Source organism: Demequina mangrovi (assembly GCF_000759715.1).
Taxonomy (GTDB): Bacteria; Actinomycetota; Actinomycetes; order Actinomycetales; family Demequinaceae; genus Demequina; species Demequina mangrovi.
Genome location: NZ_BBLU01000002.1, coordinates 216639 through 236247, shown reverse-complemented (window position 1 = coordinate 236247; position 19609 = coordinate 216639). Strand labels below are relative to the sequence as shown.

Annotated in this window: 19 protein-coding genes and 1 pseudogene; 19 read left to right on the top strand and 1 reads right to left on the bottom strand. The window is 72.7% G+C overall.

The window, feature by feature from the left end:
* Nucleotide 1: 1 nt before the first annotated feature.
* From TR42_RS02985 to TR42_RS02925, 13 genes are all read left to right on the top strand, one after another.
* Complete coding sequence (locus tag TR42_RS02985; protein WP_042212866.1) at nucleotides 2–2200, top strand: molybdopterin oxidoreductase family protein; 2199 nt, start codon at nucleotides 2–4, stop codon at nucleotides 2198–2200.
* The gene (locus TR42_RS02980; RefSeq protein WP_052405537.1) at nucleotides 2197–3690 is read left to right on the top strand and encodes an FAD-dependent oxidoreductase; all 1494 of its coding nucleotides are present in this window, start codon (nucleotides 2197–2199) and stop codon (nucleotides 3688–3690) included. Before TR42_RS02985 ends, TR42_RS02980 begins: the two co-directional genes overlap by 4 nt.
* A complete protein-coding gene (nirB, locus tag TR42_RS14055; protein WP_052405554.1) occupies nucleotides 3690–6260 on the top strand; it encodes a nitrite reductase large subunit NirB in 2571 nt (856 codons plus the stop codon). The genes TR42_RS02980 and nirB overlap by 1 nt, the downstream gene beginning before the upstream one ends.
* Complete coding sequence (nirD, locus tag TR42_RS02970) at nucleotides 6257–6760, top strand: nitrite reductase small subunit NirD (protein WP_074789118.1); 504 nt, start codon at nucleotides 6257–6259, stop codon at nucleotides 6758–6760. Before nirB ends, nirD begins: the two co-directional genes overlap by 4 nt.
* 94 nt (nucleotides 6761–6854) lie before the next feature.
* Nucleotides 6855–8081 (top strand): uroporphyrinogen-III C-methyltransferase, encoded by a 1227-nt coding sequence (gene cobA, locus TR42_RS02965; protein WP_042212863.1) that lies wholly within the window; start codon nucleotides 6855–6857, stop codon nucleotides 8079–8081.
* A 19-nt stretch (nucleotides 8082–8100) separates the two neighbouring features.
* The gene (locus tag TR42_RS02960; RefSeq protein WP_042212861.1) at nucleotides 8101–9210 is read left to right on the top strand and encodes a uroporphyrinogen-III synthase; all 1110 of its coding nucleotides are present in this window, start codon (nucleotides 8101–8103) and stop codon (nucleotides 9208–9210) included.
* Entirely contained in the window at nucleotides 9207–9893 is a 687-nt protein-coding gene (locus tag TR42_RS02955) for a sirohydrochlorin chelatase (RefSeq protein ID WP_236623312.1), read from the top strand. The genes TR42_RS02960 and TR42_RS02955 overlap by 4 nt, the downstream gene beginning before the upstream one ends.
* Nucleotides 9883–10593 (top strand): HesA/MoeB/ThiF family protein, encoded by a 711-nt coding sequence (locus TR42_RS02950; RefSeq protein ID WP_052405536.1) that lies wholly within the window; start codon nucleotides 9883–9885, stop codon nucleotides 10591–10593. Before TR42_RS02955 ends, TR42_RS02950 begins: the two co-directional genes overlap by 11 nt.
* Nucleotides 10586–11908: a molybdopterin molybdotransferase MoeA gene (locus TR42_RS02945; RefSeq protein WP_042212858.1), complete on the top strand. Its 1323-nt coding sequence runs from the start codon at nucleotides 10586–10588 to the stop codon at nucleotides 11906–11908. Before TR42_RS02950 ends, TR42_RS02945 begins: the two co-directional genes overlap by 8 nt.
* Nucleotides 11905–12396: a cyclic pyranopterin monophosphate synthase MoaC gene (moaC, locus tag TR42_RS02940; RefSeq protein WP_042212856.1), complete on the top strand. Its 492-nt coding sequence runs from the start codon at nucleotides 11905–11907 to the stop codon at nucleotides 12394–12396. Before TR42_RS02945 ends, moaC begins: the two co-directional genes overlap by 4 nt.
* A 4-nt stretch (nucleotides 12397–12400) precedes the next feature.
* Entirely contained in the window at nucleotides 12401–13018 is a 618-nt protein-coding gene (mobA, locus tag TR42_RS02935) for a molybdenum cofactor guanylyltransferase (protein ID WP_161786611.1), read from the top strand.
* Nucleotides 13015–13266: a DUF6457 domain-containing protein gene (locus tag TR42_RS02930; protein ID WP_042212853.1), complete on the top strand. Its 252-nt coding sequence runs from the start codon at nucleotides 13015–13017 to the stop codon at nucleotides 13264–13266. Before mobA ends, TR42_RS02930 begins: the two co-directional genes overlap by 4 nt.
* Before the next feature lie 2 nt (nucleotides 13267–13268).
* The gene (locus TR42_RS02925) at nucleotides 13269–13496 is read left to right on the top strand and encodes a MoaD/ThiS family protein (RefSeq protein WP_236623311.1); all 228 of its coding nucleotides are present in this window, start codon (nucleotides 13269–13271) and stop codon (nucleotides 13494–13496) included.
* 95 nt (nucleotides 13497–13591) lie between these two features.
* Here the strand turns inward: TR42_RS02925 and TR42_RS14050 are convergent, their stop codons facing one another.
* The gene (locus tag TR42_RS14050) at nucleotides 13592–15010 is read right to left on the bottom strand and encodes an HNH endonuclease signature motif containing protein (protein ID WP_074789115.1); all 1419 of its coding nucleotides are present in this window, start codon (nucleotides 15008–15010) and stop codon (nucleotides 13592–13594) included.
* Between the two features lie 228 nt (nucleotides 15011–15238).
* Between TR42_RS14050 and TR42_RS14960 the strand changes: the two genes are divergently transcribed.
* The 6 genes and pseudogenes from TR42_RS14960 (at nucleotide 15239) to TR42_RS02895 (ending at nucleotide 19592) form a co-directional block, all read left to right on the top strand.
* Nucleotides 15239–15727, top strand: a complete 489-nt coding sequence (locus tag TR42_RS14960; protein WP_042212850.1) for a hypothetical protein — start codon at nucleotides 15239–15241, stop codon at nucleotides 15725–15727.
* 230 nt (nucleotides 15728–15957) lie between these two features.
* On the top strand, nucleotides 15958–17013 hold the full coding sequence (locus tag TR42_RS02910) for a phospholipase D-like domain-containing protein (protein ID WP_042212848.1): 1056 nt from the start codon (nucleotides 15958–15960) through the stop codon (nucleotides 17011–17013).
* Between the two features lie 270 nt (nucleotides 17014–17283).
* A complete protein-coding gene (locus TR42_RS02905) occupies nucleotides 17284–17781 on the top strand; it encodes a hypothetical protein (protein ID WP_042212847.1) in 498 nt (165 codons plus the stop codon).
* A 150-nt stretch (nucleotides 17782–17931) separates the two neighbouring features.
* Nucleotides 17932–18432, top strand: a pseudogene (locus tag TR42_RS15415) (NAD(P)H-binding protein); the annotation flags it as partial.
* A gap of 64 nt (nucleotides 18433–18496) precedes the next feature.
* Nucleotides 18497–18880, top strand: a complete 384-nt coding sequence (locus tag TR42_RS15275) for a Rossmann-fold NAD(P)-binding domain-containing protein (protein WP_236623309.1) — start codon at nucleotides 18497–18499, stop codon at nucleotides 18878–18880.
* 94 nt (nucleotides 18881–18974) lie between these two features.
* On the top strand, nucleotides 18975–19592 hold the full coding sequence (locus TR42_RS02895; protein ID WP_042212845.1) for a GyrI-like domain-containing protein: 618 nt from the start codon (nucleotides 18975–18977) through the stop codon (nucleotides 19590–19592).
* Nucleotides 19593–19609: the final 17 nt, after the last annotated feature.

Genomic DNA, 19609 nt, shown 5'->3' with positions numbered 1-19609 from the left:
CATGACGGCCCCCCAGCCGGCCACGGTGGCGGCGGCTCCCCACGCCGCCGCCTCCGTGGCCACCCACTGCCCCTACTGCGCGCTCCAGTGCGCGCAGACGCTCACCGTGACGGCGGGGGAGCGGCTCCCCGTCGCGGTCGCGGGGCGCGAGTTCCCCACCAACCGCGGGGGCCTGTGCCAGAAGGGCTGGACCTCGGCCGAGGTGCTCCGCGCCGCCGACCGCATCACGGCGCCGATGATCCGCACGGCGGACGGCGGCTTCCGTGAGGCCTCGTGGGACGAGGCGCTCGGCCTGGTCGCCGACCGCGTCTCGGCGCTGCAGGCCGAGTCGGGGAACGATGCGGTGGCGGTGTTCGGCGGTGGGGGCCTCACCAACGAGAAGGCGTACGCGCTCGGCAAGTTCGCGCGGCTCGCGCTCGGCACGCGTCTCATCGACTACAACGGCCGCTTCTGCATGTCGTCGGCCGCGGCGGCCTCGAACCGCTCGCTCGGCATGGACCGCGGGCTCGCGTTCCCGCTCGCGGACCTCGGCGGCGCCGATGCGGTGCTCGTCCTGGGATCGAACATGGGCACGACGATGCCCCCGTTCGTCCAGCACCTTGCGGGGGTGCGGTCGCGCGGCGGCCTGGTCGTGGTCGACCCTCGGGCGACCGTGACCGCGAAGCTCACGGACGGCGGCGCGGGCATCCACCTCGCCCCGGTCCCCGGATCCGACATGGTGGTGCTGCTCGCTCTGCTGCACATCGTGCTCGCCGAGGGCATGCAGGACGCGGCCTACCTCGCCGCCCGCGTCGAGGGCCTCGACGAGGTTCGCCGCTCGGTGGCGCAGTGGTGGCCCGAGCGCGCCGAGGCCGTCACCGGCATCCCCGCGGACACGCTCCGCGACGTCGCGCGCCTCCTGGCCGCTGCGTCCCCATCTCGCGAGGGCCGGGGCGCGTACCTCCTCACCGGGCGCGGCGTCGAGCAGATGGCTCAGGGCACCGACTGCGTCAACGCCGCGATCAACCTTGCGCTCGCGCTGGGGCTCGTCGGCCGCGAGGGCTCGGGCTACGGGCCCGTCACCGGGCAGGGCAACGGTCAGGGCGGCCGCGAGCACGGTCAGAAGTCGGATCAGCTTCCCGGCTACCGGATGATCACGGACCCCGCCGCGCGTGCCCACGTCGCCTCGGTGTGGGGCGTCGACCCGGCGGTGATCCCCGGCCCCGGGGTGCCCGCGGTGCAGCTGCTCACGTCGCTCGGCACGCCGGACGGCCCTCGCGCCCTGCTGGTGCACGGCAGCAACGTGGTGGTGAGCGCGCCGAACGCGACGCGCGTCGAGGAGCGCCTGCGGGCGCTCGACCTGCTCGTGGTGTGCGACCTCGTGCCGTCCGAGACCGCGATGCTCGCCGACGTCATCCTCCCCGTGACCCAGTGGGCCGAGGAGGACGGCACCATGACCAACCTCGAGGGCCGCATCATCCGCCGCCGCGCCGCCGTCGAGGCCCCCGGCGAGGCGCGCAGCGAGCTGTGGATCCTGGGCGAGCTGGCGCGGCGCCTCGGCTGCGACGCGGTCTTCAGCGAGGACGCGGAGACGATGTTCGACGAGATGGCGCGCGCCTCCGCCGGAGGCAAGGCCGACTACAGCGGCATCACGTACGCGCGCCTCGACGCCGGCGAGGAGCTGTTCTGGCCGTGCCCCGCATCGTCCCCGGGGGAGCCGGCCCACCCGGGCACGCCCCGGCCGTTCCTCGAGCGCTTCCCCACGCCGTCGGGACGCGCACGCATGATCGCCGTGGCGCACCGCGGCCCGGTCGACGAGGTGCGCCACGGCGCCACGACCTACCTGGTGACGGGCCGCGTGCTGCAGCACTACCAGTCGGGCGCGCAGACCCGCCGCGTCGCGGAGCTCGCCGAGGCCCAGCCCGAGTCCTTCGTCGAGATGCACCCGCTGCTCGCCGACCGGCTCGGCCTCGCCGCGGGCGACGTCGCGATCCTCACGACGGCGCGGGGAGAGGCGAGCGCACCGGTGCGGCTCACCGAGGACATCCGCGTCGACACCGTGTTCATGCCGTTCCACTGGGCGGGCGAGGGCAGCGCCAACCGGCTCACCAACGACGTCACGGATCCGACCTCGTCGATGCCCGAGTTCAAGGTCACCGCCGTCCACATCCGCGCCGCGCTGCGCGACGGGATCCGCGAGAAGGAAGGGGCGCTGTCATGAGGATCGTCGTGATTGGCCACGGGATGGTGGGCTCGCGCTTCGCGCAGGACGCCGCGACCCGCATCCCCGACGCGCACGTCACGGTGCTCGGCCGCGAGCCGCACGAGCCCTACAACAGGGTGCTGCTGTCGAGCGTGGTCGCGGGCAAGGCCGCCGCCGACGGGATCGCGCTCGACGCGCCCCCGCACGAGCGCATCGACGTCCGCCAGGGGGTCTCCGCCACGGAGATCGACCGCGACCGGCGCATCGTCACCGCGTCGGACGGCTCGCTTCACCGCTACGACCGGCTGGTCCTCGCGACCGGCTCGGCGGCCCGCATCCCGCAGATCCAGCACGTCGCCACCCCCGACGGGCTGGTGCCCGGCGTGAGCGTCCTCAAGGACCTCGCCGACGCGCAGCAGATCCTCGGCGCGCTCCCCAAGGCGCGCCGCGCCGTGGTGCTGGGCGCCGGCGTGCTGGGCCTCGAGGTGGCGACGGGCCTCGCCGCGCGCGGGCTGTCCGTCACGCTGGTGCATCACGCGGACCGCCTCATGGAGCGTCAGCTCGGGAGCGCCGCCTCGGCCGTCGCGGAGGGCTCGCTCGGGCGGCTCGGCATCTCGGTCGTCACCACCACCTCCGTCACGCGCGTGATCGAGAAGCGCGGCCGCATCAGCGCGGTCCTGCTCGGCAACGGCGCCGAGGTGCTCACGGACCTGCTCGTCATGTGCGCGGGGACCATCCCCGAGACCGCGCTCGCGCGTCGCGCCGGGCTGCCGTGCGAGCGGGGCGTCGTGGTGGACGATGCGCTCGCCTCGCCCGAGGACGGGACCGTCTTCGCGATCGGCGACTGCGCGCAGCCGCCCGAGGGCGGCAGCGGGCTGGTCGCGCAGGGCTGGGATCAGGCGGCGCGGCTCGTGGACGCGTGGGCGGCGTCGGGCACCGGGTCCGGTGAGACCACGTCGCGGCCGCGGGGCGAGGACACCGACACCACCAACGTGGTGCGGGTCAAGGCGACCGGTCTCGACGTGGTGACGATGGGCCTGTCCGGGAAGTTCGATCACGGCGAGCGCGATCTCCGCGCGGTGCGCCTCTCCGACCCGGCCATCGGACGCTTCGTCGAGGTGGTGGTGTCGCACGGGCTGCTGGTCGGGGCGACGGTCGTGGGCGACAAGGCGTGCGCGACCGAGCTGCAGGCGCTCTACACGCGCATGCTCCCGGTGCCGTCCGACCCGGCTCATCTCATCGTCCGGCCCGTGCCGGGCGCGGGGCCCGCGCGGAAGAACGTGACCGAGATGGACGACGACGACACCGTCTGCCAGTGCAACGGGGTCTCGAAGGGACGCATCTGCGCCGCGATCGCGGACGGCTGCGACTCCCTGCAGGACGTGTCACGCGCGACCCGCGCGTCGACCGGCTGCGGTGACTGCAAGCCGCAGGTGAAGGAGCTGCTCGCGGCGAGCGCCGCGAGCGACACCAAGGTCCCCGCCCTGGCGGGGATGGGGGAGGCATGATGACCACCGAGCACATCGTCGTCGTGGGCGGCGGCATGGTCGCCCACCGGTTCACCGAGGCGCTGCGCGCCCGTGACGCGGACGGGAGGTACTCCGTCGAGGTGATCGCCGAGGAGCCGCGCGCGCCGTACGACCGCGTCGCGCTCACCAGCTACTTCACCGGCCGCGCCCCCGAGGACCTCCAGCTGGGCGACCCCGCGCTGTGGGAGGACCCGCTGGTGACGCTGCACCGCGACTCCCGCGCCGTCGGCGTGGACCGCGACCGCCGCATCGTCACGGTCGAGGGCGGCCGCGAGGTCGCCTACGACCACCTGGTCCTCGCGACCGGGTCCTACGCGTGGACGCCGCCCACGCCCGGCGCGGACCTCCCCGGGGTCTTCGTCTACCGCACGCTCGACGATGTCGCCGCGCTGCGCGGCTACGTCGAGGAGCGCCGCGCGACGCTCGGCCGCCCGGTGCGCGGCGCGGTCATCGGCGGCGGTCTGCTGGGTCTCGAGGCCGCGGGCGCGCTCCAGGGCCTCGGCGCGCACAGCACGGTGATCCAGTTCAACGACCGCCTCATGAACCTCCAGGTCGATGCGGGCGGCGGCGAGGCGCTCAAGCGCCTCATCGAGGGCATGGGCGTCGGAGTGCGCTGCAACACCGCCACCAAGGAGATCCGCGCGGGCAAGGACGGGCACGTGGGCTCGATGGCCTTCGCGGACGGCGCCGAGCAGCTGGTCGACGTCGTCGTCTTCGCCACCGGCGTGCGGCCGCGGGACGAGCTCGGCTCGCAGGCGGGCCTCGAGATGGGCGCTCGCGGTGGCGTCGTGGTCGACGACACCTGCCTCACCGCGGACCCGGCCGTGAGCGCGATCGGCGAGGTCGCGTGCATCCAGGGCGCGTGCATCGGCCTGATCGCCCCGGGCAACACGATGGCGGAGATCGCCGTCGACCGGCTGCTCGGCGGGGAGTCGACCTTCCCCGGCGCGGACACCGCGACCAAGCTCAAGCTTCTCGGGGTCGACGTCGCGTCCTTCGGCGACGCCTTCGCCACCACCCCGGGCGCGCTCGAGATGGTCTACGCGGACCCGGTCAACGGTGTCTACAAGAAGCTGGTGCTCACCGACGACGCGCGCACGCTGCTCGGCGGCGTCCTGGTGGGAGACGCGAGCGCCTACGCCTCGCTGCGGCCGATGGTCGGCGCGGAGCTGCCGGGCGACCCCGCCGCGTGGATCCTCCCCGAGGGCTCGGTCGAGAAGGGCGAGATCGAGCTGCCGGACGATGCGGGCGTCTGCTCGTGCAACAACGTGTCGGCCGGCGCGATCCGTCACGCGGTCAACGAGGAGGCCTGCCACGATCTCGGCGCGGTCAAGGGCTGCACCAAGGCGGGCACCTCGTGCGGCTCGTGCCTGCCGCTGGTGAAGAAGATCATGGGCACCGAGCTCGAGAAGTCGGGCATCGAGGTCTCGAACGCGCTGTGCGAGCACTTCGAGCTGTCGCGTGCGGGCCTGTTCAACGCGATCAAGGTGTCCGAGGTCACCACCTTCTCCGAGGTGATCGAGCGCTTCGGCACGGGCCGCGGCTGCGACATCTGCAAGCCGACGATCGGCTCGATCCTCGCGAGCCTCTACAACGAGCACGTCCTCACGGGCGACCGCGCGGCGCTGCAGGACACCAACGACCGCGTCATGGCGAACATGCAGAAGGACGGCACGTACTCGGTGGTGCCGCGCGTGCCGGGCGGAGAGATCCTCCCCGAGCACCTCATCCTCATCGGGCAGATCGCTCAGGACTTCGGGCTCTACACGAAGATCACCGGCGGGCAGCGGATCGACATGTTCGGCGCGCGGCTCGAGCAGCTGCCGTCGATCTGGAAGCGGCTGGTGGACGCGGGCATGGAGTCGGGCCACGCGTACGGCAAGTCGCTGCGCACGGTGAAGTCCTGTGTCGGGTCGACCTGGTGCCGCTACGGCGTGCAGGACTCGGTGGGCATGGCGATCGCGCTCGAGCTCCGGTACCGCGGCCTGCGCAGCCCTCACAAGCTCAAGCTTGGCGTGTCGGGCTGCGCGCGCGAGTGCGCGGAGGCGCGTGGCAAGGACGTGGGCGTCATCGCGACGGACAAGGGCTGGAACGTCTACGTGGGCGGCAACGGCGGCTTCACGCCGGTCCACGCGCAGCTGCTGGTCGAGGACGTCCCCGACGAGGAGGTGTTCCGCGTGATCGACCGCTACCTCATGTACTACATCCGCACCGCGGACCGTCTGCAGCGGACGGCGCCGTGGCAGCAGGAGCACGAGGGCGGGCTCGACCGGATCCGCCAGATCGTGGTCGACGACTCGCTGGGCCTGGGCGAGGAGCTCGACGCGCACATGGCGCGCCACATCGACAGCTACGAGGACGAGTGGAAGGCGGTGCTGAACGACCCGGTGCGGCTCCAGCAGTTCACCAGCTTCGTCAACGCGCCCGACCAGGCCGACCCGACCCTCGCCTATGTCGAGCAGCGCGGCCAGCGCCGCCCGGCCACCCCCGCCGAGCGCGCCGACGGCGCGGTCCTCATCGCCCCGACCACCCTGGAGGTCCGCTCATGACCACGACCGCCGCATCGTCCGCCGCGCCCGAGGCGTCCGCGGCCCGCGCATCGTCCGCCGTCACCGCATCCTCCACCGTCACGGCGGCCGTGTGCGCGTACGAGAGGCTCACGCCGGAGCTCGGCGTCGCGGCGCTCGTCGGTGGGGTCCAGGTCGCGATCTTCCGCCTCGCCGACGGGAGCGTGCACGCGGTCCAGAACCTCGACCCGTTCTCGGGCGCATCGGTGCTGTCGCGCGGGATCACCGGCTCCAAGGGTGACGTGCCGACGATCGCCTCGCCGATCTACAAGCAGGTGTTCTCGCTCCTCGACGGCTCGTGCCTGGTGACGATGGACAAGGCGCCCAAGGACGGGCTCGCACCCGACCTGCGGGTCTACCCGGTCGACGTGATCGACGGGGCGGTGGTCGTGACGGTCGGCTCGACGGTCGGCGTGACGGTCGGCGTGACGGACGGCCCGACGGACGGCCCGACGGACGGCCCGACGGACGGCCCGACCTGAGCGGCCATCCGGGGCGGCCGGCGCGACGGGAGTTGGTCGCGAGCGGCGTTCCCCACGACAATGGCGCCGTGATGAGCAACCTGGCAGGCCGCGCGTGACCGCGCTCTTCGGCATCGACCTCAAGGACCGGCGCGTCGTCGTCGCGGGCGCGGGCAACGTCGCGTCGCGGCGCGTGCGGCGCTTCCTCGCCGAGGGGGCCGACCTCGTGGTCGTCGCCCCTGTGGCGACGGCGGACATCCGGCAGCACGCGCAGCACGGCGACCTCGTGTGGCACGAGCGCGGGATCGAGGAGGCCGACCTCGCCGAGGCGTGGTTCGTGCTCGCCGCGACGGACGCGCCCGAGGTCAACGACCGTGTCGCCGCGTGGGCCGAGGCGCGTCGCGTGTTCTGCATCGACGCCTCGGACGCCTCGCACGGCTCCGCGCGCCAGGCGGCGCTGTCGCGCCACGGCGACCTCGCGATCGGCGTGATCTCGACGGGCACGCCCGACCCGCGGCGCATCCGCGCGGTGCGCGACGCGCTCGCGGCGCATGTCGACGCCGGGGAGGTGGACCTGCGCCGGCGGCGCGAGGGACACGGGCGCGTCATCCTCGTGGGCGCAGGCCCGGGCGATCCGGGCCTCGTCACGGTCCGCGGCCGGCAGGCGCTCGCGGAGGCCGATGTGGTGGTCGCCGACCGCCTCGGCACCGCCGAGCTGCTCGTCTCGGTGCCCTACGACGTCGAGGTGATCAACGTCGGCAAGTCGCCCGACACCCACCCCGTCCCGCAGGACCGGATCAACGCGATCCTCGTCGAGCATGCGCTCGCGGGACGGACGGTGGTCCGGCTCAAGGGCGGCGACCCGTTCGTGCTGGGGCGCGGAGGCGAGGAGGCGCACGCCTGCATCGCCGCGGGCGTGCCCGTCGAGGTGGTGCCGGGGGTGACCTCGGCGCTGTCGGTGCCGGCGCGCGCGGGCATCCCCGTGACGCAGCGCGGGCTGTCGACCGCGGTCCTCGTCACCAGCGGTCACGCGGGGGCCGATGCGACCGCGGTGACGGCCATGGCCGAGGGGACCACGGTGGTGGTCCTCATGGGCGTCGCGGCCCTGCCTGACATCGTCACCGCTGGTCTGGCCGGGGGTGCCGATCCGGCGACCCCGGTCGCGATCGTCGAGAGCGGCACCACCGTCGAGGAGCGCGTGACACGCGGCACCCTCGCGGACATCGTTCGTTTCGCAGGTGAAACAGGGGTGAAACCTCCCGCCGTTATCGTCGTCGGAAACGTGGCGAGGCCGGATCTGCTGGCCTCGCAGATCGCGGCGACGCCGCCGCGGTCCGGGTGACGAGGAGGCCGAGTTGTCAGTGGTGGGGGAGCCGCTCACGGGCTGCGTGATGGTCATCACCGCGGACCGTCGCAAGCGCGAGCTCGCCTCGGCCCTCGAGCGGCGGGGCGCGATCATCAAGCACGCGGCCGCGCTCAGCACCATCCCTCACCTCGACGACGCGCAGCTCATCGCCGACACCCGGGCCCTCATCGAGGACCCGCCGGACGTGGTCGTCGCCACCACGGGCATCGGCTTCCGCGGCTGGATCGAGGCGGCCGACGCCGCCGGGCTGCTGGACGACCTGCTCGACGCCTTCCGTGACGCGCGCTTCATCGCGCGGGGACCGAAGGCGCGCGGCGCGATCCAGCAGGCCGGCCTCGAGGCCGACTGGGTCGCGGAGTCGGAGACCGCGGCGGAGCTCCGCGACTACCTGCTCGCCGAGGGCGTGGAGGGGCTCCGGGTCGCGGTGCAGCATCACGGCAACGGCTCCGACGGGCTCGACGAGGCCTTCACGGCGGCGGGAGCGCGCGTGCAGAGCCTGCTGGTCTACGGCTGGGGCGAGCCGCTCAGCCCCGCGAGCCACGTCGAATGGATCGACCAGGCGGCCTGCGGCGGGGCCGATGCGGTGCTCTTCACCTCGGCGCCCGCGGCGGAGTCCTGGCTCGCCACGGCGCGCGAGCGGGGTGCGCTCGACGCGATCGCGGCCCGCGCCGCGAGCGGCGAGCTGGTGATCGCGGCGGTCGGGCCGGTCACCGCGGGGCCGCTCATCTCGGCGGGGCTCGAGGTCAGGCATCCCGACCGCTGGCGCCTCGGTGCGCTCGTGCGGCTGCTGGTGCAGGAGTTCACCGAGACCGCGGTAGGCATCACCACGCCCGACGGGCCCCTGGTGATGCGCGCGACGACGGCCGTGCTCGCGGGGCGGGTGCTGCCGCTCACGCCGACCGGCCTCGAGATCCTGCGCGCCCTCGCGGCCGCGAAGGGAAACGTCCTCACGCGCGAGCAGCTCGCCGCGGTGCTCCCCGGAGCGCAGGCGGGGCCGCACGCGGTCGAGGCGGCGATCAACAGGCTGAGGGAGAACTCGGGGGCACCCATGCTGGTTCGAACGGTCGTGAAGAGGGGCTACGCGCTGGCGGTGAGCGCCGCATGAGCATGCTCATCGCCTGCGCCCATGGCACACGGGACGAGGACGGTCAGGCGACCATCCTCCAGGTGGTCGACGACGTCCGCGCGGCGCTGCCGCAGCACGAGGTGCGCGACGCGTACGTCGACGTCCACGGGCCCTACTGCAAGGACGTGGTCGCCGACGTCGCCGAGGCGGACGGCACGTCCGCGGTGGTGGTGCCGCTGCTGCTCGCGGGCGGCTATCACGTCTATCACGACATCGCCGAGGCCGTCGACGGCCGCAGCGACGTGGTGGCCGCGCCCGCGCTCGGTCCGGATCCGCGCCTCATCGACATCGTCATGGACCGCATCCACGAGGCGCATGTGCCGGAGACGGCGACCCTGGTGCTCGCCGCCGCCGGCTCCTCGGACCCGCGCAGCGAGGCGGACACCGCAGCCGCGGCGGAGATGCTGCGGGCGCGCTGGGGCGGCCCGGTCCGCATCGGCTACGCGGCGGGGATCCACCCGACCGTCGCCGATGCGGTGACCGAGGCGCGTGCGTACGGCGAGGACGGGGTGGTGGCGGTCGCATCGTTCCTCCTGGCACCGGGCTTCTTCCAGAAGCGCCTGGGCGAGGCCGGGGCCGACTACGTGACTGCGCCGCTCGCGCCGCATCCTCGTCTCGTGGAGATCGTGCTCGACCGGTACCGTGACGCGGGTGGGAGCTGACGCATTCGTCCGGCAGCGCGCCCTGCCGGGCTTCGGTGCCGCCGGACAGGACGCGCTCGCGGGCGCGCGGGTCGCGATCGTCGGCGTCGGCGGTCTCGGCTGCCCGGCCGCGCTGCAGCTCGCCGCCGCCGGCGTCGGCGCGCTGACCCTCATCGACGGCGACATCGTCGCGGTGTCGAACCTCCACCGGCAGGTGCTCTTCGGGCCGTCCGACGTGGGCCGCCTCAAGGTGTCGGCGGCGACGGAGGCGCTCGCGCGGATCGCGCCGGGCACGGCCATTGAAGCCGTGCCGTCGCGCCTCACCGCGGCGTCCGCAGCGTCCACGCTCGCGGGGCACGACCTCATCCTGGACTGCACCGACACCTGGCCCTCGCGGCTCGCGGTGGACGATGCCGCGGTCGCGCTCGGGGTGCCCCTCGTGTGGGGCGCGGTGCAGGGCTGGTTCGGGCAGGTGACGGTGTTCGCGGACGGCCGCTCGCTGCGCGACATCTTCCCGACGGAGCCGGCACCGGACTTCGGGGTCTGCGACGCGGGGGGCGTCCTCGGCCCCTTGTGCGGGCAGGTGGGGGCGGCGATGGCGTCGCAGGCCGTGGTGCTGCTCTCGGGTGCGGGCCGTGGTCTGGCGGGGACGCTGCAGGTGATCGACGCGCGCGACGGCGAGTGGCGGAGCCTCCCGGTGGCCGGCGGGGCACGTGCGTAGCGCCGCCGAGCACCTCGCGCAGGTGCTCGCCCTTGTGGAGCCGCCCGAGCCGCGGCGGGTGCCGCTCGCCGACGCCCTCGATGCTGTTCTCGCGGTCGAGGTCCGTGCGGCCACCGACCTGCCGCCCTTCGACAACTCGGCGATGGACGGTTACGCCGTGCGCGCCGCCGATGCCGCCGAGGCCCGCGAGGGTGCGCCGGTGCGGCTCGCGGTGGTGGGGGAGTCTGCCGCGGGGCATCCGTGGCCCGGCACCCTCGCTGCGGGCGAGGCGGTGCGGATCATGACGGGTGCGCCGATGCCTTCCGGGGCCGATGCGGTGGTGCCGCAGGAGCGGGTCGTGGTGGACCGAGGTGCTGTCGCCGGGGATGCCGCCGCCGGGAGTGTCGTGGCCGGGGATGCCGCCGCCGGGAGCGCCGTCGCCGGGAGTGCCGTGGCTGGGGGTGCAGCCGCCGGGGATGCCGCCGCCGGAGACTCCGCCGCCGGGGACGCGGTCCTCCTCCCTGCACCCGCCGCTCTCAGCGCGCATGTGCGGCGCCGCGGCGAGGACGCCCAACATGGCGACCTGGTGGTGCCGCCCGGGGTCCGGCTCCGGCCGCGTCATCTCGCGGCCGCGGCGGCCGCCGGGGTGGGCGAGGTCGTGGTGGTGCCGGCGCCGCGGGTGGCCTTCCTCGTCACCGGTGACGAGCTGGTCGCACCCGGCGGCACGCTCGCGCCGGGGCAGATCTTCGAGTCGAACGCGGTGTACCTCGAGGCCGCGCTGCGGGCGCTCGGCGCGGTGCCGGTGGACCTCGGCGCGGTCGGCGACAGCCCGGACGCGGTGCTCGCGGCCGTCTCCGGCGCCGACGCCGACCTCGTGGTCACCACCGGCGGCGCGAGCGTCGGCGAGCACGATCCGGTGAAGGCAGGGCTCGCCCCGGCGGGGGTGTCGTTCCTCACGGTGGCGATCCAGCCGGGGAAGCCGCAGGGGCTCGGACGGATCGGTGGGGTGCCGGTGGTGTGCCTGCCGGGCAACCCGGTCGCGGTCGCGGTGTGCGTCGAGGTCTTCGTGGCGCCCGCGGTGCGCGCGATGCGTGGCGTGGCGGAGCCCCCGTGGACGCCGATGCGGGCGCTCGAGGCCTGGCGATGCCCGCCGGGGCGCGAGCAGGTGATGCCCGTGACGATCGACTCCGAAGGGGTGCGACCGGCGACCTCCGGTGGCTCGGGCTCGCATCTCGCGGCGCGACTCGCGTCCGCGGACGGGCTCGCGCGGGTGCGAGCCGAGGCCGATGCCGTGGCGGCGGGCGATATCGTCGCCGTCAGGAGGTTCACCGTATGACTGTCCCCACTCCGCCCACCTTCACCCACCTCGACGCCCGCGGCGAGGTCCGCATGGTCGACGTCACCCGGAAGCAGCCGACGGTCCGCTCGGCGACGGCCGAAGGCTTCGTCGCGTGCGCGGCCCACGTGGTGGCGGCGCTGAGGGACGGGACGGTCCCCAAGGGCGACGCGCTCGCGCTCGCGCGGATCGCGGGTATCGCGGCGGCCAAGCGCACGCCGGAGCTGCTCCCGTTGGCGCACGTCATCGGCGTCCACGGCGCGGTGGTCGACGTGGCGGTCGAGGACGAGGGCGTGCGCATCACGGCGACCGTCTCGACCGCGGACAGGACCGGGGTCGAGATGGAGGCGTTCACCGCGGTGTCCGTCGCGGCGCTCAACGTGGTCGACATGGTGAAGGCGCTCGACAAGGGCACGACGATCCGTGACATCCGCCTGCTTGCCAAGGAGGGCGGCAAGTCGGGGTCGTGGAGGCGTGACGCGGAGTGAGCGCGTGACCTCCGCTGAGCCTGGCGACCGTTCCGGCGTCCCGGCAGAGTCCGCTCCTCACGCGCGGTGGGATGCGGTGATCGTCGCGGGCGGCCGCGGCTCGCGCCTGGACGGGGAGTCGAAGCCGGACCTGGTGGTCGGGGGAGAGCCGCTGCTCGACCGGACGCTCGCCGCGGTCGCGGGGGCCGATGCGGCGGTGGTTGTGGGCGGTCCGCGCCGCGAGGGCGCGCGGTGGACGGTCGAGAATCCGCCAGGCTCGGGACCCGCGGCGGCGCTCGCGGCGGGGCTCGCCGAGCTCGCGCGCGACCGGGAGCCGGCCTCCGTCACCGTGGTGCTCGGCGTGGACACCCCTCTCGCGGCGGTGGCGGTGCCGAGGCTCATCGCGGCCGCCGGCCCGTCGCAGGGAGCATGGCTGGTCGACCTCGAGGGCATCCCGCAGTACTTGGTCGCGGCGTATCCGACGGGGGCGCTGTCGGCGCGGTGCGGTGAGGATCTGGGCGGGGCCTCGCTGCGTAGGCTGGTCGCGGGCCTCGACATGCGAGAGATCACGGACGGCGATGGGCTTGCGAAGGACGTCGACACCTGGGACGACGTGCGGTTCTGGAAGGAGCGGCTGGGATGACGGAGAGCAACCTCGAGCGTTGGGTGGCCGCGCTCGCCGATGAGCTCGAACTCGACCTCGGCGAGGTCGATGTGCAGGCGCTGCTGGATGTGGCACGCGACGCGGCGCACTCGGTGGTGAGGCCGGCGGCGCCGCTCACGACCTTCCTGGTCGGCTACGCGGCAGGACGTCGGGCGGCGGCTGGAGACGACATCGCCTCCGAGTGCGGCACCGCCTCGGGCCTCGCGGCGAGCTGGGTCGCCGAGTGATCGTGGTGCGGCTGTTCGCCGCGGCCGCGGAGGCCGTCGGCGCGAACGAGCTCACCACCTCGACCGGCTCGGTCGCGAGCCTGCGCGAGGAGCTAGCGGGCCGCGGGGCGGAGGCGCCGCGCGTCATCGCGCAGTGCGCGCTGCTGCGGGCGGGGGAGCGGCTGTCCGACGAGGCGGCGCTGGCGCCGGGCGACCTTGTCGACGTGCTGCCGCCCTTCGCGGGCGGCTGACGGCGCTGCTCACTGCGGCTGACGCCTGATCTCCCCGCCGCCGCGCGCGCCGGTGCGGCGCTCACCGTGTGGGTGGCGCCGTTGGGGCGGGGTGGTCAGACGGGTATGGGTTCGCGGTGGTCGCGGGGTTGTCCGGGGGCCGGTTCGTGTGTGGGTTCGCGTTCCTGTGTTCGTACTCGCGGCGGGTCTTCGCGTCCGATGTCGACGTGCAGGGCCGCTTTGCCGCCTTGTCGGGGGGTGCGGGTCGGGTCGATGGTGCGGGGCGGGGTGAACCACACCTCGGTGGGGGTGGCTTTGACGGTCCAGCCGTCATCGTGGATGCGGTGATGACACCTGGTGCACAACAGCACCCCGTTGGCGAGGTTCGAAGGCCCGCCGCGGCTCCATTCTTGGATGTGGTGGGCGTCGCACCAGGACACGGGCGCATGGCAGAAGGCGCACCCGCCGTCCCTCTCGGCCAGCGCGATCCTCTGCGCCGGCGTGAAGTACCTCCGGGCGTAGCCGACGTCCAGGGCCTGTGAACCAGACCCGAGCACGACGGGCAGGAGCTTCGCGTCGACGGCCATCCGGCGCAGCTGTCCGGCGCTCATGGGTGTAGAGATCGCGTCGCACGACCCGAGCCCGAGCCCGGTGCGCAGTCCCGGCTCATCGACGCGCACGACAACCTGGGTCGACACACCGCTGCCGGGGGCCTCGCAGCGCATCCCGTGGCGGGCGAGGTCGACCAGCGCGTCGGCGCGGATCCGTCCGGCCTCGCCGGGCTCGGCCGGCCCGAGGCCTTCGTTGCGACGCCGGGCGAACGCGTCCCTGACTTGCGCGTCGAGCCAGGTCTTGATGACCGCCCCCGACGCAGGATCCACGACTCCGTTGAGCGCGACCATCCCGTCCGCCCGCTCCGACACGCTCACGTACCTGTCGGCGCGTTGACGCTTCTCCCGCGCCTGCCACCGGTCCACATCCCAGCGGGCGGTCACGTCGAGGCAGGCCTTGCGCAGATCGGCCAGCGGCAGCTGCTGTGCTTTCGCCACCAGCCGTGCTTCAAGTCGCTCGTCGGCGCCGTCCAATCGGTCCAGGGTGTCCTTGAGCAGCGCCGCCTGCGCCGCCGACAACACCCCGGACCGCAGTGCGGCCGCGACCTGCGCCCACCGCACTGCAGGCGCGGCCCCTTCCGCCGCGCCGGGTCCGGCCGACGCATCGTCCCCAGAGAGCAGCTCGCCTGCGGCGATGAGATCACGGGCCTCCTTCGAAGACCCGCCGGTGGTCTGCGCGACCATCCCGACCGCGTTGCGATGCCCGTGCCGGCGCGCCATCCCACCCCCGGCACCATCAGAACGCTTGGCGACCGCGCCGGCCAGCAACGCTCCGCGCACGTCCACCAGGCGTCGGATCCGCGCCCAGGCCGCCTGCCGGGCGGCGACATCGGCCTCGCTCAGCCCCGCCAACGCGCCAGGCCCAGCAGGCACGAGCACGTCCAATGCTCGCTCCACCGCCGCCGCAGCCTCACCGATCTCCATGACCATCAGTCAACCACCCGGGTCTGACACTCAACCCCGGATATCGTCCCTGGTACCTTTGGAAATCGACACCAGTTTCCAGCCTGGGGACATCACCACCCGAGCGCGCGTCCGGAACGGTGCCCGCACTCCCACGAGCGTAGAATTGACGGTGCATGACGGGCGCCCGAGAGGGGGTGATGCGGATCGCAAGAACCCTTCACACCCCAACTCAACGGAGGACCGATCATGAAGAAGCTACTCGCGCTGCCGCTGGTCGCGGCCGCGCTCATCGTCGCCGCCCCGCCTGCGATGGCAGGACCGCCGTCCGACGCCGAAGGCGAGTGGACGTACGGCGTCACCGGGATCGATTTCCGGTACGCCGGGAACACCACGTTCGCCTACGGTACGGAGCACTCGTACTTCACGGGCACCTTCGACGGCGAGTCCGACGACGAGTTCGTCGTCATCTGCCACGAGATGCGCACCGGCATGTTCAATAACTGGGTGCGCGGCACGATCGACTTCACCGGCAGCGTCGAAGGCCGGGACGGGACCATGACGATGAAGTTCGTCGGCAAGCAGACATCGACCACGTGCGATCCGAGCGACGCCATCTGGAACGGCACCTGGACCGTCGTCGGAGACGAGGGCGACCTCGCCGACCTGCACGGCCAAGGCACGTGGACGGGGCCGAGCTTCGACCTCGACTACGCCGGCCGGATCCACTTCGACTGAGCACGCAGCGACGCGACTCTCGGGACTGCAGGTCCTCGGGACACCCTTCGAGGTGTTCGCGGCCCGGGGTCGCGCCAGGCGTGCCGCGAGCGCCGCGTGGGCTGGCGGCTGCTCGCGTGTTCACAGCGCCTCGCAGCGGGGGAGTCCTCACCGAGGTCCTCGGCGCGCACACATCGCCATCGCTCGGCGCGCCTCCCTAGACTGGAGGCACAGCAAGAAAGCGTGATTCTGTGTCCAGTGCACCGGCACCTGCACACGGCGAGCACTTCCAGGGCCGCCGCGGGAGCCTCGCGCAGCCTCAGCTTCTCCGGGGTGAGGACTACGTCGCCGATGCGACCCGCCGGATCCACGACGCCAAGCGGCGCGTGCTGCTGACGACGCTGACCATCGCGCACGATCACCGCACCGACGATCTCCTCGACGCGCTCGTCTGGGCGGCGAGGCGCGGGGTCGAGGTGTCGGTCGCCGCCGACGTCTTCACCTATGCGGACGCCGCCGGCACGTTCCTCCCCACCGGCTATCGCACCAAGGCGTGGCGCACCTCCGACAGCCTGGCCTCGAAGCTCATCCGCGAAGGTGTCCGCTTCTCCTGGCTGGGGCGGGAGAAGGGGCTGCCGTGGCGAGGCCGGACGCACACGAAGTTCTGCGTGGTGGACGATGCGGCCTACGCGTTCGGCGGCGTGAACCTGGATCGCAAGGGCGTCGAGAACGCCGACTTCATGCTCTACATCGCCGATGCGAGGCTCGCCGATGACCTTGAGGCGGTGTACCACCAGATCCAGCACATGAACGCGCATGAGCGCGGGCACGAGTCGTTCGAGTACCGGTACGGCAGCGATCGGGTGCTGGTCGACGGCGGCATCCCCGGTGACTCGATCATCTACCGGCGAGCGCTGTCGCTCGCCCGACGCGCGGACCGGGTGCTGCTGGTGTCCCAGTACTGCCCGACAGGAGAGCTCGGCAAGGTCATCAGCGAACGCGAGAACGAGCTGTGGTTCAACCCTCCCCGCAACGCGAGCCCGGCGAATCGCGCGCTCATCGCCTCCTCGATGCTGTGGACCGGGCACCGGACGATGTACACGAGGCAGCGTTACCTCCACGCGAAGGCGATCGTCTTCTTCCGGGACGATGGCGCGCGTGCGGCGATCACCGGCTCGCACAACTTCGTCGAGGGCGGCGTGCGCCTCGGCACGCGCGAGATCGCGATGGAGACCCATCGCGCTGAGACGATCGACCAGATCCTGGACTTCCACGCGCGCGACGTGCGTGGCGAGGGTGAGCACTGAGCGCGCCCGTGCCCGCGCCTCTTCACTCTCTGAGATCTCCATGACCACCAGTCGACCACCCGGGTCTGACACCCAAGCCCGGATATCGTTCCAGGTAAATGTGGAAATCCACACCGGTTTCAGGCCTGGGGACATCACCCCCGGGGGGAGCGCGCGGAAGGGTGCGGGAACCCCGACGGGCGTAGAATTGACGGTGCACTACGGGCCGCCGAGAGGGGGTGATGCGGATCGCAAGAACCCTTCACACCCCAACTCAACGGAGGACCGATCATGAAGAAGCTGCTTGCGCTGCCGCTGGTCGCGGCCGCGCTCATCGTGGGTGCCTCGCCGGCCATGGCGGGCCCGCCGGAGGACGCGGCGGGCACCTGGGAGTACCAGGTGATCCCCGGCTCCGTGGTGCCCAGGACCGCGGGGAACAACACGTTCATCGCCGCGGCCGAGGACGGCCAGTTCACCGGCACGTTCGAGGGATGGTCGTACGACACCTTCTCCCTCATCTGCCACCGGAAGGCGCCGGACGTCGTCGACATCAACGTCAAGGGTGACATCTACTTCACCGGCGACGTCATGGATCAGAGCGGCACCCTGACCATGAGGTTCGTGGGCAAGATGACCTCGACCAACTGCGGACCTGCCGACGGGGCGACCTGGACGGGCACCTGGACCATCATCGACGGGGGCGGAGAGCTCGCCGACGTTCACGGCCACGGCACCTGGACCGGGCCCGCGTACCACCTGACGTACGCAGGTCAGGTCCACGTCTCCTGACCCCGCACGCGGGGTTCCGGCTCGCTCGGGCACAGGTCCTCGGAGCGTCGCGAACGGCGCTCGTGCCCGGCGGGCCTTCGTCGCGCCGCCCGGGACCATCGGACCAGCCAGCGCAAATAGACAGGTGTCAACATCGGGAGCACATGACTGATGGAGGTCATCATGGGAAGGCTTGTCGTCTGCGGCGTCGATGGGAACTTCGGCGGATACGCCGCCACCGTCCTCAAGGAGCTGGTCCCCGCGGACCGCATCAAGGTCACCGCGCCCACGCCCGAGGCCCTCGCCGAGTACGAGGCCGCGGGCATCGAGACCGCCGTCACCAACTTCAACGACCCGGCCGGCCTCGCCGACGCCTTCCAGGGCGCCGACAAGGTCCTCGTCATCTCGATGCCGTTCGTCGGCCCCAAGCGTCGCGCCGCGCACAAGAACGCCGTCGACGCCTGCGTCGCCGCGAACGTGCGCCAGGTGGTCTACACGTCGCTGGTCAACGCGACCGACCCCGAGAACCCCAGCATCGAGAAGATCGACCACGCCTGGACCGAGGCCTACATCCAGTCGACCGACCTCGACTACGTCTTCCTGCGCAACTCGCAGTACGCCGAGGCGATGATCACCGCCTACTTCGGCTCCGTCCCGATGGGCGCGATGGCCAACAACGCCGGCGACGGCCTCATGGCCTTCATCTCGCGCAAGGACTGCGCGCGCGGCGGCGCACGTGCTCGCCAACCCTTACCTCCACCACCTCGCGCTCAACATCAACGGCGCCGAGGCGATGACGATGGCGCAGCTGTGCGCGGCCGGCAACGCCGCCACCGGCAACGACATCCCGTTCCACAGCCTCACCGACGAGCAGCAGTACGAGGTCTTCGACGCCATGGGCGTGCCGCGCACCACCGACGGCGACTTCCTCGAGGACTCCGAGGCGCCGTTCTCCTCCGAGGGCATGGTGACGTTCGGGGAGGCGATCCGCCTCGGCAAGATGGCCACCTGCTCGCTCGACTTCCAGATCGTCACCGGCCGGAAGCCGCTCACCGTCGCCGAGATGTTCGCCGACGCCGACGACTTCCAGGTGGGCGCGCGCCACTCCGTCGACGCCTGACAGCAGCCCCCGCGACGACGCCTGGCACGCCCGGGCGTCCCCAGACCCGGCACCTCCCGGGACCGTGCGAGACTCGGTCCCGGGAGGTGCCGCCATGTCCGACAAGGTCGACCTCAAGAAGACCCTCGACGCGTACGCCGCGCGCAAGGACGTGATCCGCGAGCTCGAGGTCCCTCCAGCGCGCTACCTCATGCTCGACGGCCACGGCGATCCGAACTCCAGCCCCGCCTTCGCCGAGGCGATCGAGGCGCTGTTCCCGGTCGCCTACAAGGCCAAGTTCGCCTCCAAGAAGGAGCGGGGACGCGACTACGTCGTCATGCCCCTTGAGGGGCTGTGGACCGCCGACGACCCTGCGCTCTTCACCACCCGTCGCGACAAGTCCGCGTGGGACTGGACGCTCATGATCATGCAGCCGGACTGGGTGGACGATGCGCTGATCGAGCAGGCCATCGAGGCGGCCGGGGCGAAGACGCCCCCGGCCCGGCTGGGCGACGTCCGGGTCGAGACCCTCGCGGAGGGACGATGCCTCCAGACGCTCCACCTCGGGTCCTTCGACGACGAGGGACCGCTGCTGGAGCGCATGCACACGCAGATCGAGGAGCAGGGGCTCCGCATGGGCGGCCGCCACCACGAGATCTACCTCAGCGACTTCCGGAAGGTCGCGCCGGAGAGGCTCCGCACCATCCTCAGGCAGCCGGTCGCGCCGGCCTGAGCGCCCGCCGCACCGGA